Genomic DNA, 25,348 nt, shown 5'->3' with positions numbered 1-25,348 from the left:
CGCGCGATGTTGGGAAAAACGGCAAACGGCCTGTTCTGGATGTACCGCGCGCTGGAGCGCGCCGAAAACACTGCCCGCCTGATCGAGACCGGACAGCGCATCGCACTGACCCGCATGGGCGCTTCGGACGAGGAATGGCGGTCCGTCCTGCAGTCGGCGGGCGCGCTGGACGGGTATACTGCGGGCCATGAGAAAGTGACCAAGGACGCGGCCATCGACTGGTTGCTGCGGTCGCGTGACAACCCGTCTTCGGTCCTGTCCTGTGTCGAACAGGCGCGGTTGAACGCCCGTATGGTGCGCACCGCCCTGACCGGCGAGGTCTGGGAGGCGATGAACGGCACCTACATGCGGGTCAAGGAGGTGCTGTCCCGCAAGGTCGGCGAACGCGACCTGCCACAGGTGCTGGGCATGATCCGGCAACGCACCGGGCTGGTGCGCGGTGCCACCCACGGCACCATGCTGCGCAACGACATCTACGATTTCGCGCGCATCGGCACCTTCCTGGAACGGGCCGACAACACCGCGCGCATCATTGACGTGAAATACTATGTCCTGCTGCCATCGGTCACGGCGGTGGGGACCTCCATCGACAACGTGCAGTGGGAAACCATCCTGCGTTCCGTCTCGGGGCAGGGGGGCTACCGGATGGAATACGGCGGCTCGACGGAGCCGCGCGACATCGCGCAGTTCCTGATCCTGAACCGCCGGATGCCGCGCTCGCTGGCCTTTTGCGCGCGCAAGCTGCGGGACAACCTCGGATTCCTGGGGGGGGACTATGGAGAACGTGCGGCCTCTTACGCCAAGATCGACCATATCGACCGCGCTTACCTGAGTTTCGACATCGACGCGGTGTTCGACTACGGCCTGCACGAGTACATCCAGAAGATGCTGTTGCTGCTGGGTGACCTCGGGCGCCAGATCGAAGTCGACTACCGGTTCTACGAATGACTGCCCAGAGGCCCCGATGAACCTGACCATCCGCCACATCACCCGCTACCGTTTCGAAGAACCGGTGAGCTTTGGCCTGCAACAGCTGCGCAAGACACCCAAGTCGCGGCACAGCCAGAACGTGCTGCGCTGGGAGACCACCGTCACCGGCGGCACGCAGGCGCTGTCCTATACCGACCATCACCAGAACACCGTTGATCTGATCGAGATCGAGCGCGGCGCGCAGGAACTGGTCATCACCTGCGAGGGTGAGGTCGAACTGGCCGACAACCACGGCGTCGTGGGCCGCCACCTGGGCCCGGCGCCGCTCTGGCTTTACCGCCGGGTAACGCCGCAGACCAAGGCGGGGCATGGCGTGCGCGCGCTGGTCCGCAGCGTGTCGGGCGATACCGAGCTGGACCGCGCCCACGCCCTGATGGCGGCTGTGGCCGAGGCCGTGACATACGAGGTCGGATCCTCCGAATCCGACTGGACCGCCGAGGAAGCGCTCTCTGCGGGCCGGGGCGTCTGCCAGGACCATACCCATGTCTTCATCGCCTGCGCCCGCGAAATGGGCCTGCCGGCGCGCTATGTCTCTGGCTACCTGATGCTGGATCACACCACGGAACAGGACGCCATGCACGCCTGGGCAGAGGCGCATCTGCCGGGTCTTGGCTGGGTCGGTTTCGACTGTTCGAACAGCATTTCGCCTGACCAGCGCTATGTCCGCGTGGCCACCGGCATGGATTACCACGACGCGGCACCGGTGCGCGGCACCCGTCAGGGCGGCGCGCTGGAGGCTCTGGACGTGGAAATAGAGGTTGCCCAGCAGTAATCGCGAGGCGGCCCGCGAGGCACGTCCCGCCACGGAATCCGTGCTGCCCGGAACTGGCGCTTGTCGGCTCCCTGTCCTGACCGTAGAAGGCGTCTGGATACGGGCAGGAAAGGCACGCGCGGGATGACCTATTGCGTTGGGATGATGCTGAACCGGGGGTTGGTCTTCATGTCCGACACCCGCACCAATGCCGGGCTCGACAATATCTCGACCTACGGCAAGATGAAGATCTGGGAAGCCGAGGGTGATCGTGTGATCACGCTGCTCAGCGCAGGCAACCTTGCCACGACCCAGGCCGTGGTCAGCGAGCTTGACGAACGCGTCAAGGCACATGGCGAGCGTAACCCTTCGGTGCTGGAGTCCGCCTCGATGTACCAGGTGGCGCGGCTGGTGGCCGACACACTGCGGGACGTGATCGCGCGCCATTCGGATACCGGCCAGCGCGCCTCGTCGGTGTTCAACGCCACGCTGATCCTGGGCGGACAGATCGCCGGCGGCCCGCCGCGCCTGTTCCTGATCTATCCCGAGGGAAATTTCATCGAGGCAGGGCCGGACACGCCCTTTTTCCAGATCGGCGAGATCAAGTACGGTCGCCCGATCCTGGTACGGGCCTACGATCCCGACCTGGATTTCAACGAGGCCATGAAGCTGTTGCTGGTGAGTTTCGACAGCACGGTCAAGGCCAACCTGACCGTGGGCGCGCCCTTTGACTATCACCTTTACACGGTGGACAGCCTGGTGCGCGGCGACACCGGGCGGGTCGAGCAGGACGATCCCTATTTTCAGACCATCAGCCAGGGCTGGGGTGATGCATTGAAACAGGCTTTGGACAGCCTGCCGGCCTTCGGGTCGATGTCCGGCAAATAGGTCAATGGCGCGGCCCTCCGACCGCGCCTTTCAGAATGGCTTGACGGGACCCCGCCGTGCGGCAAACCACTACCGGCAGGTGTGTGCCATACGGTCAGCCGGCCTCCTGGATGGTGGCCAGGAAGAAGACCAGTTCGAGAATCCGGGCCTGGGCCGACGGCATGTCCGTCTGACCGCCGCCGTATTCGCCTTGCTGCGCAATGATCTCGGCATTGAACCGGTTGCCCCAGATCGGCATCTCGCTGGTGCCATGCGCGCGAGTCTGGCCGGCATCGGCAATGAGGTCATAGACCTGTTGCGCCGGAAACTGGCCGCCGTTGCGCTCTGATATCCTCGTCAGGTCAGATGGCGCGGACTTGAGGTAGTCGAGGATCGGACCGCCCCCTTTTCCGTCCGTGCCGTGACAGACGGCGCAGTTCGCCTGGAACGCCTCTTTCCCGATCTCCTGGGACAGGGCCGCGACAGGCAGTGAAAGAAAACCCAAAAGCACCGGAAAAACAATCTTGGCGGATTTCAACATGATTTCCTCCCGAGTGACTGGCCGGGCATCAGGGCCGACCATGCCCCGAACGGTAGGCAGGGGGCGAAGGCGCACATTGATCCCGATCATGGCAGACAGGTGAAACCCGTGGTTTCAGGGCGTGAGCAGCCGCACACCCTCCATCGCGGAGATGACTTCGAGGTCATCCTCGTAGAGTTCCGTCAGCATGTCGACGTAAGGCCCGTCCCAGCCGTCAAGGTCCAGTTCTTCCTCCATCGCCTCGTCCAGCGCGTACTTGTCGAGAAAGGCCATCATCACGCGCCGCTTCTGCGATTCCGTGATCGTGGGGTTTTCCTTGAGGAAGGCGCGGAACCGCTGCATCCCCTCGCGCGAGATGATCTGCGAGTAGAGGTCGAAGGCGCCGGTGATCTTGCGGTTGAGCTTGATGCCGGCCAGTTCGCGGATGATCTGCCCCCAGAGAAAGGGGGTGTCCTCATTGCACCACAGCACGACCGGCAGGTCCGGCTGCGCGCCCTTGATGCGCCGGATCAGGTCGGACCAGCGGAACCGCATCGGGTTCACGCCTTCCATGAAATCCGAGAATGTCTCGTGCGGGGTTGCGGCAAAGGCGGCGGGCAGGAAGCTTGCCGGGTCGCGCAGCCCCATGAACAGCTGCACCTCGTCGCCCTCGAAGGCCTGCATGAAACTGGTCAGGCGTTCCTCGGCCCGGTGGTAGATGTAGCCATTCTGGAACATCAGCTTGGGCACGGAAAAGAAGTTGTCGTTTGAAAGGACAAGGCGCGAGATCTGGCCCGAATCCTCTTGCAGGATGGCATCCAGCAAGAGATCGCGCGTGCCCGGTTCAGGGATGCCGCCGCGCAGCTTGTTCAAGGCCTCGGTCAGCAGGGTGCGGTATTTCGACGGGCCGGGAATGGCCACGCCTTCGTGGCGCCAGGCCTCTGCGTTGCGCAGAAGCCCCTTGAGAAGGCGGTCGTCATCGGTGCAGTGAACGCCGGTGTGAAGAATGACCTGCATGGGCTTTGTTTGTCGTTGGCTCGGCGCGCAGTATAGCGGGCTTGACGGCGGGGAAAACCGCGGGTGTCGCAAAGCGGCGCATGGGTGACATCTGCGCCGCAAGAGATGAAAATCGAGGCTTTCTTTGCGCCGCGAGTCAGGCTAAACACCGCCCACGCCGAGACGCACCCCAGTGGGTTCGCGGCCCGGTGCCCCTATAGCTCAGCTGGTAGAGCAACTGATTTGTAATCAGTAGGTCCGCGGTTCGAGTCCGTGTGGGGGCACCATTCTATCCGAAAACAGTGATGGTAAACATCGATGTGAATGGTGCCAGAAATTAGCTGGCCAGTTGATTATCAACTACCCAGCCTCCGGCAAACCCAGGGCGGATCACCGGATTCCTTTGACTATTTCGAGTCAGGTCGCTCCTCCGGAGAGAACCAGCGTCTTGTGCGAGGGCAATTGCAGATCCTGGCGGCCGGGCTTTCGGGGAAGGGGGCTGGGCACCGCGGACAGCAGTCTTTTCGTGTAGGGATGATGGGGCGACCGCAGCACCTGCTCAGTCTCGCCCGCTTCGACGATCTCGCCCCGGTACATGACAGCAATACGGTGGCTGACACGTTCGACGACCGCAATGTCATGCGAGATGAACAGGAATGCGATCCCCAGCTTCTCCTGCAGGTCCTGCATCAGCGCGGTGACACGAGCGGCGGTGGAAACATCCAGCGCGGATACGGCTTCATCCGCAACAATCACCTTGGGGGAAACCGACAGTGCCCGCGCAAGGCAGAGCCTCTGGCGCTGGCCCCCTGAAAACTGATGCGGATAGCGGTCGGCGGTCGAGGCATCAAGCGTCACCATCTCCAGCAGGTCAGAGGCCAGCGCCGCACGAGCGGCGCCTTTCAATCCGCTGTGCAGATAGGCCGGTTCGGTGATGAGATCGCGCACCTTCATGCGAGGATTGAGGCTGGCGAACGGATCCTGAAAGACCATCTGCACATCGGCGCGTGCCTGTTGAAGTGCCTGCGTGCCAAGGCCGGTGAGCTCGCGCCCGGCCAGGATGACGCGTCCGGCATCCGGCTCGATCAGGCGCATCAGGGTGCGCGACAGGGTGGACTTGCCACAGCCGGATTCCCCGACAAGACCCAGCGTCTCGCCCGGGCGGATTTCAAAGGACACGTCCTTGACGGCGGGCACCTTGACCTTCGCCTTCAGAAAGCCGCCGCTGCGGGCAAAGCTCTTGGACAGGCCTTCGACCTTCAGCACCGGTTCCGCGGAGGGAACCTGCGGCCGCAGGGGCGACAGGCCCAGCTTGGGCGTTGCCGCAATGAGGTCGCGTGCATATTGCGATTGCGGGGCCTTGAAGAGAGCGCCGGTATAGGCAACCTCTTCGGTATTGCCGTGCCGCATGACGACGACACGATCAGCGATTTCCGCCACCACGCCCATGTCATGCGTGATGAACAGGATTGCCATGCCGATTTCCTGCTGAAGGCTTTTCAGCAGTTTCAGAACCTCGGCCTGTGTCGTGACGTCCAGCGCCGTTGTTGGCTCATCGGCAATCAGCACGTCGGGTTGGCAGGCCAGGGCAATGGCGATCATGACCCGCTGGCGCAACCCGCCCGACAGTTCGTGTGGATATTGGTCCAGACGTCTGGCGGGATCGGGGATGCGCACTTGGTCCAGTGCACGTTCGGCGGCGATGCGTGCCTCTTTGCGGCCCATGCCCTGGTGACGGCGCAGCACTTCGCCCAGTTGTTCGCCGATCCGCATGACCGGATTGAGGGAGGTCATCGGCTCTTGAAAGATCATCGAGATGCGGTTGCCACGGTGGGTCTGCATCCCGTGGTCGGACAATTGCGCCAGATCGATCGGCGCCTGCGCGCCCAACCGGATCTGACCGGCGGTGATGCGCCCGCCCTCACGTTCGATCAGGCGCATGACCGACAAGGCCGTTGCCGATTTGCCCGAGCCGGATTCTCCGACAAGTGCCAGCGTTTCGCCGGCATGGATGTCAAAGGACAGATCGCGCACGGCGGTATGGCTGCCAAAGGCGACAGTCAGCGATTTTACGGAAAGGACGGGAGCATCAAGCATGGGTCAGAACGGCATCAGGGCGGGCGTCCAGCGCCCGGGTTTCGGGGTAATGCGCGCCTCGAACGGGTCTGCGCCAAAGACTTGCCAATGCAGGGTGTCGGACAGTTCGATCATCCCCCAGGCGGCGGCGGGCGCGCCCTGGGTGGTAAAGCTTTCGGTCAGGCTCTGCTGGGTCAGATGGGTGATCCCGTCCACCGTGGTCACGGTGTTCCAGTGAACGTGGCCGGACAGGCAGACCACCGGCACGCGGGCCTGCGACAGGGCCTGCCGGGCGCGGTCGCTTTGCGGATAGCGAGAGACACCGGGGTTGCGTTCAAAGTAATAGTTGCCGGTCTGGCCGTGTCCGGAAACCGGGACATGGCTGACCACCAGCGTCGGCTTTTCGGCGGCCTGCATGGTGCGCGACAGCCAGAGCAGGTCCGGTTCCGGCAGGTCGAACCCGATCCGGTCGGTGCCCCGGCTGATCTTGGGATCGGCCCGCCACAGGGCGATCTGCCAATCGCCGCAGTCCAGCACATCGTTCCCAAGGCTTTGGCCCAGGATATCTTCGTTCTGGGCCGTGGTCAGGTGGTCGCGGTCGTGGTTGCCGTTGACGTGATGGATGGGCGCGTTCACGGCCTTGAAGGCCTCGGCCACCTCGGCTTCCAACCGCAGGTCCGTGGTCTCGTCGATGTCCGAGATACGGTCGCCCAGGTCCAGCACAAGGTCGGGGGCCTCGGCATTGGCCCATGCGGCGAAATCCGCCATCAGCGAGAGCGCGGTATCGCCGCGCTTGGTGTGCGAGGGGGCGCCGTGGTGAATGTCGGCGATGGTGGCGATGCGGAAGGTCATGGTGTGTGTGGTCCTGAAGGGAGGGGTGGCGCGCCCCGTTCGGGACGCGCCAAAGGTGTTCAGCTGTCGGCAAGCGCGATGGCGCCGGCGCGGAAATCCAGAACGTAGGGGATGTGGCCGGGCTGCGGCGCCCAGGCGATGCCCTTGTGCATGCCCCAGCTTTCGAAGGGACGGTACAGCGGCAGGACCGGCGGATCCTGCTTGATGCGGTCCATCAGCTCGACGTAGGCGGCCTTGCGTGCCTCGACGTCCTCGGAAAAGCGGAAGCGTTCCCAGATCGCGGCATATTCGGCGTCGGTGTTGAAGCGGCCCGAGCCTTCGGAGGGGCCGTTCGGCGCCCACATCACCCCGAACGAACCGAAGGGGTCGGCAAAATACATCGGGTTCGACCAGCTGCGCGCCATCAGCTCCGGGCTGGCGCCTGTCCACTGTTCGGTGACGTTCACGCGGCCCTTGATGCCGACCTCGGCCCACATTTCGGTGATGGCCTGCGCGGCCAGCACGCCGTTGGTGTAATAGACCGGGTAGGCGTCAAAGACGATTTCCTCGCCGTCGTAGGACGATTCCGCCAGCAACTCGCGTGCCTTCTCGGGGTTGTATTCGAATGTGTCGAGCTCGGGCATGTGCAGCTCGCCCATCTCGGCCATCGTGTGGGTCGAGGGCACGATCGCCTTGCCCAGCCACAGCGCCTCGTTCAGCAGGTCGCGATCGATGGCCATTGACATGGCCTGGCGGACCTTGGGGTCGACCAGGTTGGGATGGTTCACGTTCATGATCATGACGTGGAACAGCGCGGTGGCCGAACCTTCGGTCTTGAGGTTCGGGTCGGCGTTGATCAGGTCCAGCTGGTCGGGCGCGATATTGGTGACGATGTCCGCTTCGCCGGTCTTCAGTGCGGTGATACGGCTGGCGGTTTCGGGGATGCGGATGACGGTAGCCTGTTCCAGAGGCGCGCGGTCACCCCAGAACGCGTCAAAGCGGCTGTAGACGACCTTTTGCCCCGGAACGAATTCCGAGATCGCGTAGGGGCCGGTGCCGACGGGGGCCAGCGAGAAGGCCTCGAAATCGCCGTCCTCCGCCACGTCCGGGTCGCCGGACAGCGCCTTGGTATAGTCTTCGGGGATGATCATGACCTGTTGCAGCGAAACCAGCGTTTCCCACAGCGGCTCGGGGCGCTCGACCTTGATCTGGACGGTATGGTCGTCGATCTTCACCGCCTCGGCAAAGTTTGCCAGACGGTCCTTGGAGCGCACGACATAGGGGGCAAAGGTCGCCTGGTACATGCGGTTTAGAGAGAACACCACGTCGTCGGCGGTCATGTCTTCGCCGTTGTGGAACTTGACGCCTTCGCGCAGCTTCAGCTCCATCGTGGTGTCATCCACCAGCCGCCACTCGGTGGCCAGCGCGGGCACCCATTCGGGCTCCAGCTTGGAGTGGTCGCGGTCGATCAGCGTGTCGAAGCTGTTGTAGTAGAACTGCGATCCGACGTTGGAATGGTCGCGGCCGGGATCGAGGTAGTCCGAGATATTGGCCGCGCCGACGGTGATCGACTGGGCAAGAGCAGAGCTGGCCAGAAGCGCAGCAGCGGTGGTCATCAGAAGGGTTTTCATGATTGTCTCCATTGAAGGACGTTGACGGGCGTCTTCGGCCTCTTGTTTAGCGGTCGCGCAGGCGGACATCGGCGCGGTCACGCAGCCAGTCGCCGAGGATCTGCACGGAAAAGGTGACAAGGATGATCAGCGCAGCAGGGGCGATCACCATCCAGGGGGCGGTGGGCATGTAGTCGCGGCCATAGCCGACCATGCTGCCCAAAGTGGCGGTCGGGGGCTGTACCCCGAGGCCCAGGAAGGACAGTGTCGATTCGAGGATCACGATGTTGGACAGGGACAGGGTGAACTGCACCACCAGCGGCGAGACGATGTTGGGCAGGACATGGGTCAGCGCGATATACCGTTGACCGCCGCCCGAGGCGCGGGCCGCCTCGATGAAGGGCAGTTCGGTGATCTTGCGGACCTCGGCGCGCACGATGCGGGCGTATTGCTCCCAACCGGCGATGCCCAGGACGCAGATCATGACGGTCAGCGACGACCCGAAGAGCGCCAGGATCAAGAGCGCCAGCAGGGTGAAGGGCACGGCGATCTGCAGGTCGACGGCGGCCATGATCGCGTCCTCGGCCCAGCCGCGGCGCAACCCGGCGAACAGGCCCAGCGAGCCGCCGATCAGCAATCCGATGGTGGCCCCCGCAAGTGCCAGCCCAAGGGTCAGTTGCAGGCCGTGCAGGCTGCGCGAAAGGACGTCGCGGCCCAGTTCGTCGGTGCCGAGGTAGAACCCGTCCTTGTAGCGCTCGAACCCCAGCGGCGGGCGCAGGCGCGAGATCAGGCTTTGGGCCAGCGGATCGTAAGGGGCGATGAGTGGCGCCAGCAGCGCCATGAGGACCAGCGCCAGGCCGATCAGGGCAGCCGCTTTCTGGATGACATTGCTGTCGCGCCAAAGCGTCAAGAGGAAGGGCGCGCGCGAGGGGATATGCGTGGTGGCGGTCATGGTCTTATCCTTTCGCCATGCGGATGCGCGGATCCGCGACGACATAGGCGATGTCGGTGAGGGCATTGATGACGACCACGGCGAAGGCGACGGAGATCACCCCGAATTGCAGCACCGGGTAGTCCCGCATGATGGCAGCGGAGACGAGCAGCTCTCCGATGCCGGGCCAGCTGAAGATGGCCTCGACCACCACGTTGCCCGCGGCCGCCATGCCGGCGATCTGCAAGCCCAGCACAGACAGCACCGTGACACCCGCGTTGCGCAAGCCGTGTTTCAGGATCACGACCGTTTCCGGCAGGCCCTTGGCGCGGGCGGTGCGCATGAAATCCTGCCCCAGCACGTCCAGCATGGCGTTGCGGGTAAACCGGGTCAGCGCCGCGATCAGCACCCCTGACATGGCAATCGTAGGCATGATGAAATGCCAGGCCGTGCCGTTGCCCACCACCGGCAACCAGTTGAGCGAGAAGGCAAAGATCAGCACCATGAAGGTGGCGATGACGAAATTGGGCACCGCGTAGCCGATAAAGGCCAGCCCCATGACCGCGCTGCCGATCCAGCTGTCGCGCCACAGCGCTGCGACCACGCCCAGCGGGACCGACACCACCAGCGTCAGCGCAAGCGCGCTGCCCAGAAGTTGCAGCGTGGGCCAGATGCGTTCGGCCACGATGTCGGCCACGGGGCGGCGCTCGATGAAGGATAGGCCAAAGTTGCCTTCCAGGATGCCGCGCAGATAGGCGAGGTATTGATGCCAGATCGATCGATCCAGACCGAAGTACTCGATCATCAAGGCGCGATCTTCCGCTGACAGACCGTCACCAAGGGCGGTGTCCAGCGGGCTGCCCGACATGCGCGTGGCAAAGAAGACCAGGGTGATGATGGCGAACAGGGTCAGCACCATCTTGAGCAGGGTGCGCAGGATATAGAGGGTCATTCCGGGGCTCCCGTGCGGCGAAGCAGGACAAAGCGGGTGCCGATGGCCCGCGCGATGGCGCCATCCGTGTCCGGGTTATCCCCGACAAAGACGGCCTCGGAGGCGGAAACGCCGGTGCGAGACAGCGCCAGCGCGGCGAGATGGGCGTGGGGTTTGCCGATGCTCTCGAACTTCAGTTCCGTCAGCATGGCGCGCAGCGCAGCCAGCAGGGCGCCGGTTTCGGCGATGGGCTGGCCAGCGTGGCCGGGGTGCGCGGTATCGGTATTGGAAACCCAAAAGGCAGCGCCGTCCTGGACCAGGGCCGCGACCGCGTTCAACCTGTCCAGCGACAGTTGCGTGTCACGGCACAAGAGCACCAGGTCGGGCCTATCCCCTGTCAGGGCAAAGCCCAGGCGCCGCGCTTCCTGTTCCATTGCCGGGCTGGCGAACAATGCCAGGCGCGCGCCGGGATGCAGGCGCGCCAGGTGCGCCAATGTCTGCTCCCCAGCCAGCAGGATCCGTTTGGCCGGCACGGTCAGGCCAATTTCCGCGAGCCGGGCGCTGAGGTCCGCGGCGCAATGGGACGAATTGTTGGACACCAGCCACAGGCGCTCTCCGCAGCTCTGCAGGAAGGAGGCGGAATCCGTGTAGGCGCGGCCTTCCGAGACAAGACAGCCATCGAGATCGCACAGAACAAGACGATCCTGCGCGACCAGGTCGGGCGAAAGTTGGCTGGCGATCTGGTTGTTTACGGTCAGTACTGAGGCCACGGGCAAAGGCTCCCTGGACCTCGGCGCAACCTGCGCCGAGGTGGTCTGGTGTGGGGACAAGTGATCGTTCAAGTTCGAGTGCGACCGTTTCCGGCCTCGGCGGCACATTTGCCTGCTTGCCGTGACATGGCTGTGACAAAGCAAAGCTATGCTTTGGGAAACCCATAGACCTGCTTTGGATCGGCCATGACTATTCCCCTTCGCACCCTCGAAGCGCTTCGTTCAGTGGCCGAATCCGGCTCTTACGCTGCGGCTGCACGGCAGTTGAACGTCACCCAGCCGGGAATCTCGCAGCATGTGCGCAAGCTGGAAGAAGGGTATGGCGTGGTGCTTTTCGTCCGCGAAAAGGGAAAACTGCATCCGACGCCCCTGTGCGAAAGGCTCTGTGATGCGGCCGAGCGCGTGATCAGCGAATACGAAACGCTTGAGCAGATGCTGCGGCGCCACGGGTCGCTGACCAAGGGGGAGCTGTCCGTGGGGCTGGGCAACGCGATGCCCGGCATGTCGGTGATCGCGGCTTTCAACAAGGCCTACCCGCAGGTCGCCTTGCAGGTCACCACCGGTTCGCATGACAAGATCATGCGGCAGGTCATCAACCACACCGTCGACGTCGGCATTCTGCCAGAGGTGCCCAAGGACGGGCGTTTCCGCCGCCAGGTGCTGTTGACGAACAATGTCGTCGCCATCGTGCCGCTGTCACACCCTCTGGCCAGCGCAGAGGCTGTCACCTGCGAAGACCTGCTGCGCCACAGGTTGATCTTTCGCACGACCGGATCGTCGACGCAGAAGGTTCTCGACCGCTATTTTCGGCGCCACGACGTGTACCCGGCGCCGTTCCTGACCCTCGACAACCGGGATGGCGTCTACGAGGCGGTGGTCAATGGCATGGGCATCGGCTTTGTCTGGCGGACAGGAACGGGGCGCAACGAGGATGTGAAACAACTGAGACTGTTGGGCGCCGATACGTCGAGCGCGGAGGTGGTCTTTGCCCCGGTCGAACGCAAGATGGAAACGCTGAACGCGCTTTTCGGATTGGTCGACGGCATCGAATTGCGGTGATGCCGGCAAGCGGGGCCCAACTCCTGTGGCGCCTCGAATCATCTTCCATACAGTCCGTCCGAACAGGTCGATCCTTGCCGGATCGGCCCGCGGGATTGCCCCGCCTTGAGAATGGGCATCCGGGGGCGTCAAAAGAGTGAATTTTGTCAACCGACGGACGATATTGAACTTTTTATGATCAAACAAAAGCCTTGCCAGTTTCGCGCAGTTCTGGAAGCCTTTAGGGACATCTCTGGCACGGATCTTCCACAGGGCCACGCAACCAGTTCCTTTTGAGGGGAATGATATGGGACAGCGTGTGCTATCCGTGCGCCACGGGGATGAGCCCCTTGACGATCGCGCAACCGCCTGGCTTGAGAACGCCGGCTACACGGTGGATACCCGTCGCCCGTTTGGCGGCGAGGCGCTTGGCGTGCCGGGCGACGATCTTGCCGCGACCATCATCTATGGCGGGCTGTACAATGTCTACGAGACCGACCGGCATCCGTTCCTGCAAGAGGAATACCGCTGGATCGATGCCTGCCTGACGGCCGGGATCAAGGTCCTGGGCATCTGCCAGGGTGCCCAGATGATCGCGCATCACCACGGTGCCTGGGCCGGTGCGCGCAAGCGCGAGATCTTCGAGTTCGGATATTACCGGATCACCCCGACAGAGACGGCGGGCGATTTTCTCAACCGACCGCTGACTGTCTGCCAGGCGCATTTCCACACCTTCGATCTGCCGACGGGGGCCGTGCGCCTTGCCGCGAATGACAACTACGCGAACCAGGCCTTTCGGATGGATGAAACGGTCTATGGCCTGCAGTTCCATCCCGAAGTGACAGAGCCGGGCTTTCGCCGCTGGCAGGTGCAAAAGGCCGGTGTCTATGGCCGTCCCGGCGTGCAGGACCGCGCCGAACAGGACCGCCTGCTGGCGCAACATGACTCGGTGCAGGGCGCGTGGTTCGAGGGGTTCCTCGACCGTTTCATCGGGCGCCCGGCATGAGCGCGCAGGGCTATTGGGCGGACCTGCCTTCGGCGGCGTTTCCGGACCTGCCGCAAGAGACGGTCGCGGTTCTGCCGTTGGGCGCGACCGAGCAGCACGGCCCGCATCTGCCGCTCTCGGTGGACAGCGATCTGATCGGCGCGGTGGCGGACCGGATGCTGGCGGCCCTGGCGCCCGAGCAGTCGGTGCTGGTGTTGCCCGGTCTGACGATCACCAAGAGCGACGAGCACATCGCGTTTCCCGGGACCCTGACGCTCTCGGCAGAGACGCTCCTGGCCGTGTTGCGAGAGATCGGCGCCTCGGTGGCGCGCGCCGGGGTGACGCGGCTGGTTCTGTTCAACGGGCATGGTGGCAACAGCGCGCTGTTGCAGGTGGCCGCGCGCGATCTGCGTTTGCAGCATGACCTTGTCGTGGTGAGCTGTTCCTGGGGCGGCTTCGCCGAGTGGCAGGAGATCTACGCACCGGAAAGCTATGCCCATGACATCCATGCCGGGGACAGCGAGACCTCGGCAATGCTGGCCCTGCGGCCGGACCGCGTGGACATGAGCAAGGCGCGGGATTTTCGCCCGGGGATGATGGATTGGGAAAGCGCCTTTCCGCACATCGGGTTGGGGAGCAAGCCCGCCAGCCCCGGCTGGCTGGCGCAGGATCTGAACGGGCAGGGGGCCTGTGGCAACGCGGCCGCCGCGACCGCGGACAAGGGGGCGGCCCTGCTCGACAGTGCAGCGCGCAGGTTTGCGGCCTTTCTCGCCGAATTCGCAGGGTTCGACCATCGGAGGGAACGGCCATGATGCGGCCCGAACGGATGGACAACTGCCTCCCCGGCGTCCTGGTGCCGCGGGCCTTGCTGGCCGATCCGGCGGCGTTCGGCGGCGCGCTGGCGGCGGATTGCATGGCCGGGGATCTGGTCATCCGGGACGGGCGCGCAACCGGCCTGATCGCCTCGGGCGGCACTCCGCGGCGCATGGTCCTGCCACGCCTGACAGAGCCGCATGTGCACCTGGACAAGTGCCACAGCATCGGCCGCATGCAGGGCGTCGGCGGGGACCTGGCCACGGCCATTGCCGCGCAGAAGGCGGACAAGGTCAACTGGACGGCAGCAGACCTGCGCAGCCGCGCCACGCGGGGACTGCAAGAGCTGGAGCAGGCCGGATGCAGCGCGGTCCGGACGCATGTGGATTGGGGCGAAGCTGCCGATCCCCGGGCCGTTCCACTGGCCTGGGATATCCTGGGGGACCTGGCCGCAGACAGTGCCCTGACCGTGCAGCGTGCGGCCCTGACGGGGATAGAGCGCATGGCCGATCCGGACTACGCCCGACACTGTGCGCAGGGCCTCCGCGATCAGGGCGGCGTGCTGGGGGCATTTGTCTTCGACCAGCCAGAGCGCGACGCCGGGCTTGCCAACATGTTCCGCGAGGCCGACAGGCTGGGACTGGCGCTGGATTTCCACGTGGATGAAGGTCTGGCAGAGGGGCTCGACGGGCTGGAACGCGTCGCGGATGCGGCGCTTGCGACGCGGTTTCAGGGGCCGGTCCTGTGCGGCCATGCCTGTTCGCTGGCAAACTTGGCGGATGTGGACGTGGCCCGGATCGCGGACAAGCTGGCGCGGGCGGGCATTGCCGTCGCCATGCTGCCGCAGACCAACCTCTACCTTCAGGGCCGCACCGGGGGCACGCCCGACCGGCGCGGTGTCACGCGGCTGCACGAATTGCAGGCCGCTGGCGTCACCATGACGATCGGCGCCGACAACGTGCGCGATGCCTTCTGCCCCATCGGGCGGCATGACCCTTTGCATGTGCTGGGCCTGAGCGTGCTGGCGGCGCATCTCGACCCGCCGCTGGGCGACCACCTGCCACTGATCACCACCAACGCGCAGAGCGCGCTGGGACTGGCGCCCCGAACCGTCGACGGGGCCGCCATCGGGGATCTGCTTGTCTTCGACGCAACCGACAGCTCGGACCTGTTGGGCGGCACCGCGCCGCGCCGCCTGTCCGACGCTTTGGGAGCCCTGTCATGACAGAAAAACAGACCAACTGGCGCGGGATTGCCGCCGAGCTTGCCCCCGTCGAGGTGATCGAGGAGCCGGTGCTGATCAAGAAACGCTCGCGCGATTTCTTCTGGTACTCGCCGATCCTGAACGCGCAGCTCAAGAAATGCTTCGGGGACCTGGTGGCCCGGCCCGCGACGTCCGGGGAACTCGCACAGTGCCTGGCCGTTGCCTACGCGCATGACCTGCCCGTCGTGCTGCGCGGTGGCGGCACCGGCAACTACGGGCAGGCCGTGCCGCTGCAGGGAGGGCTGATCATAGAAACCACGGCGATGAACCGGATCCTGGAAATCGGTGAGGGTTTCGTGCGCGTCGAGGCGGGGGCCTTGATGGCCGACATCAACGCGGCCCTTATCGCGCGGGGCTGGGAAATGGCCATGTTCCCCTCGACCCAGGACATCGCGACCATCGGCGGCTTTGTCGCCGGGGGCAGCGCCGGGATCGGGTCCATCGCGAACGGCGCGCTGCGCGAAAAAGGCAATATCATCAGCCTTAAGGCGCTGTCGGTGGAGGAGGCGCCACAGGAGCGTGTGTTCGACGCTGAAGAGGCGCTGCAACTGCACCACGCCTGGGGCCTGAACGGTGCGATTACAGAGGTGACGCTGCGGACCGTGCCGACCCGCGACTGGATCGGCTGCATGGCCACCTTCGACAGCTATCGCGACTGCTATGCCGCCGGCTACGCGCTGGCGCAAAGCGAAGCGATCGGGCGCAAGCTGTGCTCGACCGTCGAGGCGCGGATCGTCGACTATTTTCCCCGGCTCGAAGGGCACTTGACCAAGGGACGGCACCTTCTGGTGGCGCTGGTCCCGCGAGAGGCCATGGAGGCTTTTCACGCCCTGATCGCGGCGCAGGGCGGGACGGTGGACCTCGCCCTCGACGATGCCGAACGCAAGGCCAAGGGCATCCCGCATGTGTTCGAGTTTGCCTACAACCACACCACGCTGCAGGTGCTCAAGGCCGACCGCTCTGCCACCTACCAGCAATACGGTGTCGGCGATCCGTCGGACGCCGAGGCCGTGGCGTGTCTGGGTGCCGCGGTGGGCGATGACGTCTGGCAGCACCATGAATTCGCCCGGGTGGACGGAAGGATCGTCGCGTTCGATCTGCCGATCATCTGGTTCACCGACGAGACCCGCCTGCGCGAGATCGACGACATCTACCGCGCGCATGGGTTTTCCGTGGCCGACGCCCATACCTACCACGTCGAGGGCGGCGGTCTGAAGAATGCCGATTACCGGCACCTGGCGTGGAAAAAACGCATGGACCCCAAGGGACTGCTGAACCCCGGCAAGTCACGGGCCTGGGAGATGGTGCGCCATCTCTCCGCAGACGACATTGAAGCAAAGGCCAAGGACTGAACCAATGACCATCCAGACAAAACCGCTGACGCCACACTTCGGCGCGGACGTGCAGGGCATCGACCTGAACACCGTCACGGCAAATCACCTGTTCCCGCAGATCCGCGCCCTGTTCGAGGAGCATTCGGCGCTGCTGTTCCGGGCGCAGGACATGACGGACGAGACACACCTGCGGATCGCCGGGCTGTTTGGCCCGATCGAGGATCGCGAGGCGGATGAGCGCAAGCCGGGCGAAGGGTTCAAGATTCCCAAGGTCTCGAACGTCCAGGAGGACGGCACCACCTCGGGCGAGATGGACCTCAAGACGCTTAACTTGAAGACGAACTTCCTTTGGCACTCTGACAGCACCTTCCTGCCCACGCCCGCGTTGATCAATATCATTACCGCGCGCGTCGTGCCCTCGTCCGGTGGCGCGACAGAGCTTGCCTCGACCCGCGCGGCCTGGGCGATGATGCCCGAAGAGATGAAGGCCAGGATACGGGGGCGTGGCATCTGGCATCGTTACAGCCATTCGCGGCGCAAGATCTCGCCCGAACTGGCCGAATTGCCGATGTTCAACAAGTGGCCGGACACCCATTGGAACGCGGTCTGGGAAAACCCGATCAACGGGCGCGAGGCGCTGTATATCGCCAGCCATGCCTTCAAGGTCGATGGTTATGACGAGGCCGAAAGCGAGGCGCTGCTGGCAGAGCTGACAGAGTTCTGCACCCAGCCCGCCTTTGTCTATGCGCACAACTGGCAGGTGGGGGATGTGCTGATCTGGGACCAGCGCGCCGTGATGCACCGCGGCACGCCCTGGCCCTACGAAGAGCCGCGCACCCTGTCCAGCATCTGCGCCACCGTCACCGAAGAAGACGGCCTGGACCGCATCCGCGTCCCGGCCTGACACCGAAACCCGCGCGGCCGACCGGGCCCCTTGCGGCCGCGCGCCTTCCCGCAGTCCTCACGCTGCTTCCCGACAGGGCGGTCCCCCTCACGACCCAACAGAGAGGAATGAACATGACCTTCACGACGCCAAGCGGCAAACCCCTTCCGGATTTCCTGGCCAAGTCGGCGGCGCGGGTCGGTGACGATGCCGTCAGCCGCCGCGAATTCCTGGCCACGGCCTGTTCCTTTGGCGCCTCGGCCGTGACGGCCTATGCCATGCTGGGCATGCCGGCCCCGGCGCAGGCGGCCAGCCATGCGCAGGTGGGCGGAACCGTCCGCATCCAGCAGGAAATCGTCGGCATGCGCGACCCGCGCAAGTTCGACTTCAACAGCCTCGCCAACTTTACCCGTGGCTGGCTGGAATACCTCGTGCAGTACAACTCGGACGGGTCGTTCACGCCCGCGCTGCTGGAAAGCTGGGACATCAACGAGGACGCGACGCTTTACACGCTCAATGTCCGTCCCGGCGTGACCTGGAACAACGGCGATCCCTTCACCGCTGCGGACGTGGCGCGCAACATCGAACGCTGGTGCGACAGCCGGGTCGAGGCGAACTCGATGGCGATCCGTTTCGCGACCATCGTCGACCCCGAAACCGGCACCATGTTGCCGGATGCGGTCACGGTCGTCGACGATCTGACGGTGACGATCACCCTACCCAAGCCGGACATCTCGCTGATCGCAGGCATGTCCGACTATCCCGCCGCCATCGTGCACGAGAGCTTTGACGAGGCCACGATGGTCGACAATCCCGTCGGGACCGGCCCCTACCTGCCAGAATTCTACACCGTCGGCGAGGCCGCCGCGCTGGTGCGCAACGCGGATCACACCTGGTGGAACGCCGGGAACGGCGCCTTCATGGACCGCGTGGAACTGATCGACTTCGGCACCGATCCGGCGTCGCATTTCGCGGCAGCAGATGCGGATGAATTCGACGTGACTTATGACACCGAGGGCGATTTCATCCCGGCCTTCGATGCCCTGGACGGCTGGACCAAGCACACCGTGACCACAGGGGCCGTGGTTTTGGCGCGAACCAACCAGAATGCGGAAACCGGCGGCAGCAGGCCCTATGCCGATGTCCGCGTCCGCCGGGCGCTGGCGCTGGCGGTGGACAATGCCGTGGTGCTGGAACTGGCCTACAACGATCTTGGCGCCGTGGGCGAAAACCACCATGTTTCCAAGGTTCACCCCGACTATGCCGACATCGGCCCGGCCCTGCACGATCCGGCGCAGGCGATGACCCTGCTGGAAGAGGCGGGCATGGCGGATTTCGAGCATGAACTGATCTCGCTCGACTCGGCCTTCTGGAAGGCGACCGCGGATGCGATTGCCGCGCAGCTGCGCGACGCAGGCATCAACATCAAGCGGACCGTCATCCCCTCGTCGAGCTTCTGGAACGACTGGGCCAAGTATCCGTTCTCCGTCACCAACTGGAACCACCGCGCGTTGGGCATCCAGACCTATGCGCTGGCCTATGTCTCGGGCACGTCGTGGAACGAGACCGGCTTTGCCAACGAGGCCTTCGACGCGCTTGTCGAACAGGCGCTGGCGACGCCGGATGTCGAAGCGCGCCGAGCCCTGATGGCGCAACTCGAGCAGATCATGGTCGACGAAGGCGTGATCATTCAGCCGTATTTCCGGGGCCTTGCGAACCATTCCAAGACCAACCTGAAAGGCGCGGCGATCCACATCTCGCAGGAAATGTACCCGCAGTACATGTACTGGGAGGCCTGAGCCTGCCACCCTGGTCCGCCCCGTTCCGGGCGGGCCACATCAGCCACGGATACGACCGACCGACATGCTCGATACCGTCATTCTTGCCCTCTGTGGCGCCAACCTTTTTTTCATGGCCGCATGGATGACCGTTGGGGCCCTGGAAAACCTGTTCCATCCCTTTCTCAACGAAACCTACACCGCCGAGGTGATGGACATGGCGCGCATGCGCGAGGACTACCCCGAGGCCTATGTGCATGTCGCCTATCGCCGCCTGACCAACACCCGTTTGCGGAAATGGCTGTTCGGGGTGATCGTGGCCTTCGAGCTGCTGGCGATGGTGCTGCTCTGGGCGGCGGCGGTCAGCGTCCTGCTGGCCTTGCTTGGTGCCGCTTCGGTCGCGACGGCACTGGCGCTTGGCCTGGTCGGGGCCGGGGCGTTCAGCTTTGTCTGGGCCGGGTTTCTCGTGGCCGGAAATTACTTCTGCTACTGGTTCGGCCACGAGGGCGGCCAGAACACCCATTTCCAGATGCTGCAATGGGGCATGCTGAGCACCATCGTGCTGATCGCGGCCTCCGTGGCGCTTGCCTAGCGGCCCTGCGTCCCGGGCTGGGCGCGGGTCCGGAACGCCCGGGGCGTGACGCCTGTCGCCTGGCGAAAGGTCCGGCTGAACCCCGCATGTGATCCAAAGCCGGTGGCAAGGGCGATCTCGGTCACGGACATTCTGGTACCTTTCAGCAGCGCGCGGGCATGGTCCAGCCGGAGCCGCAGATAGTAGGGCGACGGGGTCTGCCCCAGCGCGGCGCTGCACCGTGATCGCAGTTGCCGGGGGCTTTGGCCCAGCCGCATGGCGATCTCTTCCACGGGAAGAGGGGCCTCGAGGTGGGCAAGCATCAACGACCGCATCGCCTGCAGGATCGGGTCCGTCGTGTCCTGGGGGCGCTGGCTTTGGGCGGCGGGGCGCATGGAGCCGTGGACCAGATCCTGCGCCACCTCATCGGCAAATGCGGGGGACCGGGTCCGCGCCATCCAGGCCAGCATCGCATCCCCGGTCGCGGTTCCCCCCGCCGCTGAAAGTCGCCGGTCATCGAGGGCATAGATCGCGTCGATCACGTCGATCTCGGGCCAGGTCTCGCGGAACTCCGGTTCGGCCTCGTGGTGCAGGACCACGGAACGGCTGCCCAGCAACCCGCAACTGGCCAGCACGGCAACGCCCGTGTCGATGCCCCCCAGGATGGCCCCGCCCCGGTCGGCACGATGCAGGAAGGCGGCAAGCCCCGAAGGCACCACGGCCAGCGGGTCGTAGCCCGCGATGACAAGGACAAGATCGGGCGGCGCCGAGGCACCCCATCCCCGGATGTCAGGCGCAACGCTGCGCCCGTTGGAGGCCTCGACAGGGGCGGACAGGGCCGACCGGGTTTCCCATGTGAACAGGGAATGACCCGCCCGCTTGTTGCCGATCCTCAAGCTCTCGCTCGCCAGGACATAGGCCAGCATCTGGAACCGTGGATGAAGGACGAAACAAACGTGGGGCATGGGCTTTGACGGATAGTTTTTCGTGTTTCATGGACAGTATTGAAAATGCGGCGCGATAGCATGTCGGAAAACAGACCCGGCAGGAGAAAAGCCATGACCGTCATGACCCCGACCCCGATCCCGGGCCGCCGCGCGGATTGCAGCGATGCCGAATGGGAGGCGCGCTGCGAATTGGCGGCGATCTACAACGCGCTCGTGAAATACCGCCTGACCGACCTGACGAACCAGTGGCACGCCATGCGCGTGCCCGGAGAGGACGCCCTGCTGACGCATCACTATGGCTGGATGCACGAGGAGGTGACGGCCTCGAACCTGGTCAAGGTGGGTTTTGACCGGACCAACCAGACCCCCGAAAACGGAGAGCCGAACCCCTCGGCGACCGAGATCGGCAAGCTTTTCTTCGAGGCCGATCCAGGCATGAATTGCATCATGCACATCCATACCAAGGCGATCATGGGCGTCAGCGCCCAGGCCGAAGGCGTCGGCCCCTACAGCCAGGCCTACCTGATGATCGGGGGCGCCGATGTGATCGGCTATACCGACTATGAATTCGAATGTACCGATGATTTCCTGTCCGGTCTGCGTGCGGCGGGGCAGGGCAGAAAGATGATCGTCGAAGCCTGGCACGGCGCCTTTGTCTTCGGGCGCAGCGCAGGCGAAGCCTTTTTTCGGTCGTTCTACCTGGATCAGGCCTGTGCCGTGCAATTGCAGGTCCAGCAGGCGGCGGCCGGTGGCGCGACGGTCCGGACCATCCCCGAGGCAGAGCAGGCGCGCCACCTGTCCGACATGGATGCCAGCGAGTGGTACGGCTACGAAGGGGAACTGGAATGGCACGCGATCCGGCGGCGGCTGGACGTCGAGATGCCGGGATATTCGGACTGATCGGCGAGCCGACCGAAAGGCGATAGCGCCTTGGCGGTGCGCGAACACCGGGCGCGGATGGAGAGGCTTGCCATTCGCGCCACGTCGACAACAGTCCCAAACGACGGTCGAAGACGCCATTTGGCGGTATCCGGGTTAAATTTCGCCCCGGTATGGCCGGCCTCGATTTCGGAGATCTGCTTCGGCCACGCCGCCGCAAAATGACCTTTGACTTAGGGGGGGCGAAATTGCACGATGGCCCGGTTTTGACCAGACATGGTTAATTTTCGGCATCGATTGTTTCAAATCCCGCGAGGCGAGATTGGCGGCGGCAATAATCGTGACAACGCCACAATTGCCGCGCCAAGGGGGAATAACATGCCCAACTTCTTCACCGCCACCAGCGGCGGCGTTTCCGGCATTGTGGGCGGAAACGGATTCAGCGCAATCGCCAACGTCCTGACAATCGCCGGCACCGTTTACACCATTGCATCCGAAATTGGCTCTCATGTGAACGGCAACGGGTCTTTCAGCGATGTCGAGGATCCCAGTCTGGCGGCGATCGCCGCGTTGAGAGAAGAGTTGAAGGCCGAGATCGACGGACTTCGCGACGATATCACCGAACTCGAAGCCGCCTTGACAGATCTTATCGTTTCGCAGTTTTCCGGCGTGCAGCAGCAGCTTCTGGCAAGTGCACAGTCACGCGCGAAAAGCGCGCTTGACCTGTTGGCGTCTTACGCCATCGACCAGGACGTCGACCGGGGCGAAATCATTTCCGATGCCTCGCGCGCTCTGCGAGATGCGCTGTCGCAGGCCGAACAGTTGCTTCGTCCCGGACAGGACCTGGAAACGATCAAGGTGGCGATCGGTGCCGTGGCCTACACGCTTTACGCCAGGATGGAGGTCGCGCGCGAACTGGAGGGCGGCGAAATCGCCTCTGACAAGATCACGCGTCAGATCGAAGATGTCATGACGTTCTTCGACAACGTGGTCACCTATGTCATTTCACGCCTGAGCGTTGAATACGGCTTTGAGGACTTGAGACAAACCGAAGGTTCGCCCGACTACGATCCGGCACTTCAGGCCTTGTACGAACAATATACGGCAGACTACCCCCCCTCGTCCTCGGTGTTCGTGGTCTTTCTTGACGATCGCGAGTTCCTTCCGTTCTATTCCGCAGGTTTTGAAGAATTCGAGGGCCGCCTTGCGTCGGGGTACTACGGCACTCCCTTCGCCTTTTCCCCCGACGTTGTCGACAACGCTGCAGGAGACTTCGAGGGGCCCTACCTGGTCGCGGGCACGACCAATCAGTACTACATCCCCTCCATCGACAGGATCATCACGCTCAATTCGGGCGAATTTTATGACGATGCCGGCAACCCGGTGGCCTCGGATCACCCCGAGGCGCGATCGGCAAACGAAATCTGGTTCGCCGAGTGCAGCGCCTGGGTCCTGGAACAGACGCTGCAATGGTTCGGCATCGACCGCGTCGAATTCGCCGAACTGGTCGCCAACTATCTTGACCTGACCGACGGCGAACAGTTCATCCTGCCCAGCATTCCGGGTTTCGACAATGCCGGCACCGTGGTCGGCACCGATGGCGACGACCTGATCATCGGCAACGACGGCGACGACCTGCTGCAGGGGGGCGGCGATCCCGACATCATCAAGGGCAATGAAGGCAACGACACGGTCGAGGGTGGCACCGGCGGCGACCGGCTGGAAGGCAATGAAGGCAATGACATCCTCAATGGCGGCGAGGATAACGACGCGCTGATCGGCGGGCCGGGCGACGACACGATAGACGGCGGCGACGGTCTCGATCTGGCGATCTATTACGGGAAACGGTCGGAGTATGTCGTGACCTCCTACGCGGATGCGGGCATCCGCTATGTCCAGGTCGAGGGGCCAGAGGGCACCGACACGCTGACCAATGTCGAGCGGCTCGTCTTTGACGATCGTACGGTGCAAATCCAGAGCGGCGGTAGCCCGGGACTACTGGGTGACATCCTGTTCTCCGACGGGGTCCGGCGGATTGCGGATGACTTGATGTTCCTTTCGGGTTTTGGCCTTGTGCAAGCCGAAGGCGGCATGGGCGAGGATACCATCAGCGCCTTGGCGACAATTGACACGATCATCGACGGCGGCCCCGGAAATGATCTCCTCCGCGGGAGCTGGTCGTCCGTTCTCGACAACCAGAGCACGGCGCTTTTTTCCGGGCCGCGTGGGTCCTATCTCATCCATCCCACCGAGTTCGGCATCAACCCCGTCATCGAAGTGAGTGGCCCGGACGGGATGGATATCCTGACCAGCTTCACAGGGCTCGAATTCTCCGACATGACGGTCGGGATCGTTCGCGCCAGTTTCAACTTCACGACCTTCGAAGCCGAAGGCATCGGCGACCTCAACGACGATATCGTGCTTGGCACGCCCGGGGCGGCCTATCTCGAAGGTGGTGGCCGCAACGATACCATCCTTGCCGGGAGCGGCGATGACACGATCCACGGCGGCAGCACGGCCCCCGGTCCGGACGGGTCGGACCTGATCGAGGCCGGCGCGGGCGATGACCTTGTCTGGGGCGACGCGGGCAACGATACGATCCGGGGACAGGAGGGCGACGACACCTTGATCGGCGGCATGGGAATGGACATTCTCGACGGTGGCGGTGACTCCGACACCGCGTCGTATCGCGACTCCTCGGCTGGCCTGATCGCGGACCTGCAATTCCCGGCGATGAACTCGGGCGAGGCGAAAGGCGACAGCTACATCGGGATCGAGAACCTGGAGGGCTCCGCTTTCTCCGACAGCCTGCGCGGCGACCCGAACGACAACGGGCTGACCGGCGGCATCGGCGACGACACGTTGATCGGTCGGGGCGGCAACGATCTGCTTCAGGGCGATCTTGGCGGCGACCGGCTCATCGGCGGAACGGGGACGGACACGGCCAGCTACCTGTCCTCCGATGCCGGTATCATCGCCGATCTTGCCGCGCCCGCCTCGAACACGGGCGACGCCCGGGGCGATACCTATTCCTCGGTCGAGAACATCCTGGGATCGACCTGGGGCGATGCGCTGCGCGGGAACCACCTGGGGAACCTCATCCAGGGCCTGGGCGGTGACGACATCATCATCGGGCGACAGGGGGCGGATACGCTTGTCGGGGGCGAGGGGTTCGACAACCTGCGCGGCGACGGCGGCAATGACGTCCTGCGCGGTGGCGATGACGAGGATCTGCTGATCGGCGGAATGGGGCGTGACATGCTGACCGGCGGCGCCGATGCCGATTGTTTCGCCTTTGCCTCTGCAGCCGAGATGGGGGCCAACGCCAACCGGGACCAGATCCTCGACTTTGAGCAGGGGGTAGACATGATCTCGCTGGCCGGGGTGGTGCCCGGCGTGCTCGAATTCCGCGGCACGGCGGCGTTCGACCCCTCCGGCAATCCCGAGCTGCGGCTGATGGAGATGCCCTCCGGCTCGACCATCATCCAGGTGGATGTCGACGGCGATGGCCTGGTCGATGGTGAAATCCGGGTGGCGAACGTGGTCGGGCTGACCGAGGACGACTTCACGCTCTAGATGCGGG

The 25,348-nt window shown here is 64.2% G+C and carries 22 protein-coding genes and 1 tRNA gene; 14 read left to right on the top strand and 9 right to left on the bottom strand.

Translation table 11 applies throughout. From position 1 onward, the window contains the following. Nucleotides 1–6: 6 nt before the first annotated feature. The 3 genes from G9Q80_RS05000 to G9Q80_RS04990 all read left to right on the top strand — a co-directional run bounded on the left by G9Q80_RS05000 (nt 7) and on the right by G9Q80_RS04990 (nt 2,629). Nucleotides 7–948, top strand: a complete 942-nt coding sequence (locus tag G9Q80_RS05000) for an alpha-E domain-containing protein (protein ID WP_043146414.1) — start codon at nt 7–9, stop codon at nt 946–948. Between the two features lie 16 nt (nt 949–964). Further along, entirely contained in the window at nt 965–1,762 is a 798-nt protein-coding gene (locus G9Q80_RS04995; protein WP_088716669.1) for a transglutaminase family protein, read from the top strand. Between the two features lie 123 nt (nt 1,763–1,885). Continuing rightward, entirely contained in the window at nt 1,886–2,629 is a 744-nt protein-coding gene (locus G9Q80_RS04990) for a proteasome-type protease (protein ID WP_168246429.1), read from the top strand. 94 nt (nt 2,630–2,723) lie between these two features. Here G9Q80_RS04990 and G9Q80_RS04985 read toward each other — a convergent pair whose 3' ends face one another. After that, a complete protein-coding gene (locus tag G9Q80_RS04985; protein WP_052244855.1) occupies nt 2,724–3,149 on the bottom strand; it encodes a c-type cytochrome in 426 nt (141 codons plus the stop codon). A gap of 114 nt (nt 3,150–3,263) precedes the next feature. Beyond that, nucleotides 3,264–4,145, bottom strand: a complete 882-nt coding sequence (locus G9Q80_RS04980) for a hypothetical protein (protein ID WP_088716667.1) — start codon at nt 4,143–4,145, stop codon at nt 3,264–3,266. A gap of 190 nt (nt 4,146–4,335) precedes the next feature. Between G9Q80_RS04980 and G9Q80_RS04975 the strand changes: the two genes are divergently transcribed. Continuing rightward, nucleotides 4,336–4,411, top strand: a tRNA-Thr gene (locus G9Q80_RS04975). A 130-nt stretch (nt 4,412–4,541) separates the two neighbouring features. Here the strand turns inward: G9Q80_RS04975 and G9Q80_RS04970 are convergent. From G9Q80_RS04970 to G9Q80_RS04945, 6 genes are read right to left on the bottom strand one after another with little or no spacing between them, the layout of a single operon-like run. Beyond that, nucleotides 4,542–6,221, bottom strand: coding sequence for an ABC transporter ATP-binding protein (locus tag G9Q80_RS04970; RefSeq protein WP_088716666.1), 1,680 nt, complete (start codon nt 6,219–6,221; stop codon nt 4,542–4,544). Between the two features lie 3 nt (nt 6,222–6,224). After that, nucleotides 6,225–7,052 carry a metallophosphoesterase family protein gene (locus G9Q80_RS04965; RefSeq protein WP_069209627.1) on the bottom strand — a complete coding sequence of 276 codons (828 nt, stop codon included), beginning with the start codon at nt 7,050–7,052 and terminating at the stop codon, nt 6,225–6,227. 59 nt (nt 7,053–7,111) lie between these two features. Beyond that, nucleotides 7,112–8,662: an ABC transporter substrate-binding protein gene (locus G9Q80_RS04960; protein ID WP_088716677.1), complete on the bottom strand. Its 1,551-nt coding sequence runs from the start codon at nt 8,660–8,662 to the stop codon at nt 7,112–7,114. 46 nt (nt 8,663–8,708) lie between these two features. Further along, nucleotides 8,709–9,593, bottom strand: coding sequence for an ABC transporter permease (locus G9Q80_RS04955; RefSeq protein WP_074622799.1), 885 nt, complete (start codon nt 9,591–9,593; stop codon nt 8,709–8,711). Between the two features lie 4 nt (nt 9,594–9,597). After that, complete coding sequence (locus G9Q80_RS04950; protein WP_043145587.1) at nt 9,598–10,524, bottom strand: ABC transporter permease; 927 nt, start codon at nt 10,522–10,524, stop codon at nt 9,598–9,600. Next, nucleotides 10,521–11,273 (bottom strand): HAD-IIA family hydrolase, encoded by a 753-nt coding sequence (locus tag G9Q80_RS04945; protein ID WP_168246428.1) that lies wholly within the window; start codon nt 11,271–11,273, stop codon nt 10,521–10,523. The genes G9Q80_RS04950 and G9Q80_RS04945 overlap by 4 nt, the downstream gene beginning before the upstream one ends. Nucleotides 11,274–11,459: 186 nt before the next feature. On the opposite strand from G9Q80_RS04945, the gene G9Q80_RS04940 reads away from it, so the two are divergent. The 8 genes from G9Q80_RS04940 (at nt 11,460) to G9Q80_RS04905 (ending at nt 19,960) form a co-directional block, all read left to right on the top strand. Continuing rightward, nucleotides 11,460–12,332 carry a LysR substrate-binding domain-containing protein gene (locus tag G9Q80_RS04940; protein WP_088716664.1) on the top strand — a complete coding sequence of 291 codons (873 nt, stop codon included), beginning with the start codon at nt 11,460–11,462 and terminating at the stop codon, nt 12,330–12,332. Nucleotides 12,333–12,618: 286 nt separating this feature from the next. Then, a complete protein-coding gene (locus G9Q80_RS04935) occupies nt 12,619–13,317 on the top strand; it encodes a glutamine amidotransferase-related protein (RefSeq protein ID WP_088716663.1) in 699 nt (232 codons plus the stop codon). After that, nucleotides 13,314–14,108: a creatininase family protein gene (locus tag G9Q80_RS04930; RefSeq protein WP_088716662.1), complete on the top strand. Its 795-nt coding sequence runs from the start codon at nt 13,314–13,316 to the stop codon at nt 14,106–14,108. Before G9Q80_RS04935 ends, G9Q80_RS04930 begins: the two co-directional genes overlap by 4 nt. Next, the gene (locus G9Q80_RS04925) at nt 14,105–15,334 is read left to right on the top strand and encodes an amidohydrolase family protein (protein WP_088716661.1); all 1,230 of its coding nucleotides are present in this window, start codon (nt 14,105–14,107) and stop codon (nt 15,332–15,334) included. The genes G9Q80_RS04930 and G9Q80_RS04925 overlap by 4 nt, the downstream gene beginning before the upstream one ends. Continuing rightward, nucleotides 15,331–16,725, top strand: coding sequence for an FAD-binding oxidoreductase (locus tag G9Q80_RS04920; protein WP_088716660.1), 1,395 nt, complete (start codon nt 15,331–15,333; stop codon nt 16,723–16,725). Before G9Q80_RS04925 ends, G9Q80_RS04920 begins: the two co-directional genes overlap by 4 nt. A 4-nt stretch (nt 16,726–16,729) precedes the next feature. Further along, nucleotides 16,730–17,611, top strand: coding sequence for a TauD/TfdA dioxygenase family protein (locus G9Q80_RS04915; protein WP_088716659.1), 882 nt, complete (start codon nt 16,730–16,732; stop codon nt 17,609–17,611). Between the two features lie 113 nt (nt 17,612–17,724). Next, nucleotides 17,725–19,389 (top strand): ABC transporter substrate-binding protein, encoded by a 1,665-nt coding sequence (locus G9Q80_RS04910; protein WP_088716676.1) that lies wholly within the window; start codon nt 17,725–17,727, stop codon nt 19,387–19,389. 64 nt (nt 19,390–19,453) lie between these two features. After that, the gene (locus G9Q80_RS04905; RefSeq protein ID WP_088716658.1) at nt 19,454–19,960 is read left to right on the top strand and encodes a DUF2165 family protein; all 507 of its coding nucleotides are present in this window, start codon (nt 19,454–19,456) and stop codon (nt 19,958–19,960) included. Here the strand turns inward: G9Q80_RS04905 and G9Q80_RS04900 are convergent. Continuing rightward, on the bottom strand, nt 19,957–20,904 hold the full coding sequence (locus G9Q80_RS04900) for a GlxA family transcriptional regulator (RefSeq protein ID WP_088716657.1): 948 nt from the start codon (nt 20,902–20,904) through the stop codon (nt 19,957–19,959). The two genes, G9Q80_RS04905 and G9Q80_RS04900, sit on opposite strands and share 4 nt — an antisense overlap. A gap of 93 nt (nt 20,905–20,997) precedes the next feature. Here G9Q80_RS04900 and G9Q80_RS04895 point away from each other — a divergent pair, with 93 nt between their 5' ends. Then, the gene (locus tag G9Q80_RS04895) at nt 20,998–21,786 is read left to right on the top strand and encodes a class II aldolase/adducin family protein (RefSeq protein WP_088716656.1); all 789 of its coding nucleotides are present in this window, start codon (nt 20,998–21,000) and stop codon (nt 21,784–21,786) included. Nucleotides 21,787–22,143: 357 nt separating this feature from the next. Beyond that, nucleotides 22,144–25,341: a calcium-binding protein gene (locus tag G9Q80_RS04890; protein WP_168246427.1), complete on the top strand. Its 3,198-nt coding sequence runs from the start codon at nt 22,144–22,146 to the stop codon at nt 25,339–25,341. The last annotated feature ends 7 nt before the right edge of the window (nt 25,342–25,348 follow it).

Source organism: Mameliella sp. LZ-28, assembly GCF_012274245.1.
Taxonomy (GTDB): Bacteria; Pseudomonadota; Alphaproteobacteria; order Rhodobacterales; family Rhodobacteraceae; genus Antarctobacter; species Antarctobacter albus.
This window is presented reverse-complemented; position numbering and strand designations above follow the sequence as displayed.

Excerpts from the sequence above, each read along its gene's own strand:
- G9Q80_RS05000 (WP_043146414.1), top strand. The coding sequence starts at position 7 with ATGTTGGGAAAAACGGCAAACGGCCTGTTCTGGATGTACCGCGCGCTG.
- G9Q80_RS04995 (WP_088716669.1), top strand. The coding sequence starts at position 965 with ATGAACCTGACCATCCGCCACATCACCCGCTACCGTTTCGAAGAACCG.
- G9Q80_RS04990 (WP_168246429.1), top strand. The coding sequence starts at position 1,886 with ATGACCTATTGCGTTGGGATGATGCTGAACCGGGGGTTGGTCTTCATG.
- G9Q80_RS04985 (WP_052244855.1), bottom strand. The coding sequence starts at position 3,149 with ATGTTGAAATCCGCCAAGATTGTTTTTCCGGTGCTTTTGGGTTTTCTT.
- G9Q80_RS04980 (WP_088716667.1), bottom strand. The coding sequence starts at position 4,145 with ATGCAGGTCATTCTTCACACCGGCGTTCACTGCACCGATGACGACCGC.
- G9Q80_RS04970 (WP_088716666.1), bottom strand. The coding sequence starts at position 6,221 with ATGCTTGATGCTCCCGTCCTTTCCGTAAAATCGCTGACTGTCGCCTTT.
- G9Q80_RS04965 (WP_069209627.1), bottom strand. The coding sequence starts at position 7,052 with ATGACCTTCCGCATCGCCACCATCGCCGACATTCACCACGGCGCCCCC.
- G9Q80_RS04960 (WP_088716677.1), bottom strand. The coding sequence starts at position 8,662 with ATGAAAACCCTTCTGATGACCACCGCTGCTGCGCTTCTGGCCAGCTCT.
- G9Q80_RS04955 (WP_074622799.1), bottom strand. The coding sequence starts at position 9,593 with ATGACCGCCACCACGCATATCCCCTCGCGCGCGCCCTTCCTCTTGACG.
- G9Q80_RS04950 (WP_043145587.1), bottom strand. The coding sequence starts at position 10,524 with ATGACCCTCTATATCCTGCGCACCCTGCTCAAGATGGTGCTGACCCTG.
- G9Q80_RS04940 (WP_088716664.1), top strand. The coding sequence starts at position 11,460 with ATGACTATTCCCCTTCGCACCCTCGAAGCGCTTCGTTCAGTGGCCGAA.
- G9Q80_RS04935 (WP_088716663.1), top strand. The coding sequence starts at position 12,619 with ATGGGACAGCGTGTGCTATCCGTGCGCCACGGGGATGAGCCCCTTGAC.
- G9Q80_RS04930 (WP_088716662.1), top strand. The coding sequence starts at position 13,314 with ATGAGCGCGCAGGGCTATTGGGCGGACCTGCCTTCGGCGGCGTTTCCG.
- G9Q80_RS04925 (WP_088716661.1), top strand. The coding sequence starts at position 14,105 with ATGATGCGGCCCGAACGGATGGACAACTGCCTCCCCGGCGTCCTGGTG.
- G9Q80_RS04920 (WP_088716660.1), top strand. The coding sequence starts at position 15,331 with ATGACAGAAAAACAGACCAACTGGCGCGGGATTGCCGCCGAGCTTGCC.
- G9Q80_RS04915 (WP_088716659.1), top strand. The coding sequence starts at position 16,730 with ATGACCATCCAGACAAAACCGCTGACGCCACACTTCGGCGCGGACGTG.
- G9Q80_RS04910 (WP_088716676.1), top strand. The coding sequence starts at position 17,725 with ATGACCTTCACGACGCCAAGCGGCAAACCCCTTCCGGATTTCCTGGCC.
- G9Q80_RS04905 (WP_088716658.1), top strand. The coding sequence starts at position 19,454 with ATGCTCGATACCGTCATTCTTGCCCTCTGTGGCGCCAACCTTTTTTTC.
- G9Q80_RS04900 (WP_088716657.1), bottom strand. The coding sequence starts at position 20,904 with ATGCCCCACGTTTGTTTCGTCCTTCATCCACGGTTCCAGATGCTGGCC.
- G9Q80_RS04895 (WP_088716656.1), top strand. The coding sequence starts at position 20,998 with ATGACCGTCATGACCCCGACCCCGATCCCGGGCCGCCGCGCGGATTGC.
- G9Q80_RS04890 (WP_168246427.1), top strand. The coding sequence starts at position 22,144 with ATGCCCAACTTCTTCACCGCCACCAGCGGCGGCGTTTCCGGCATTGTG.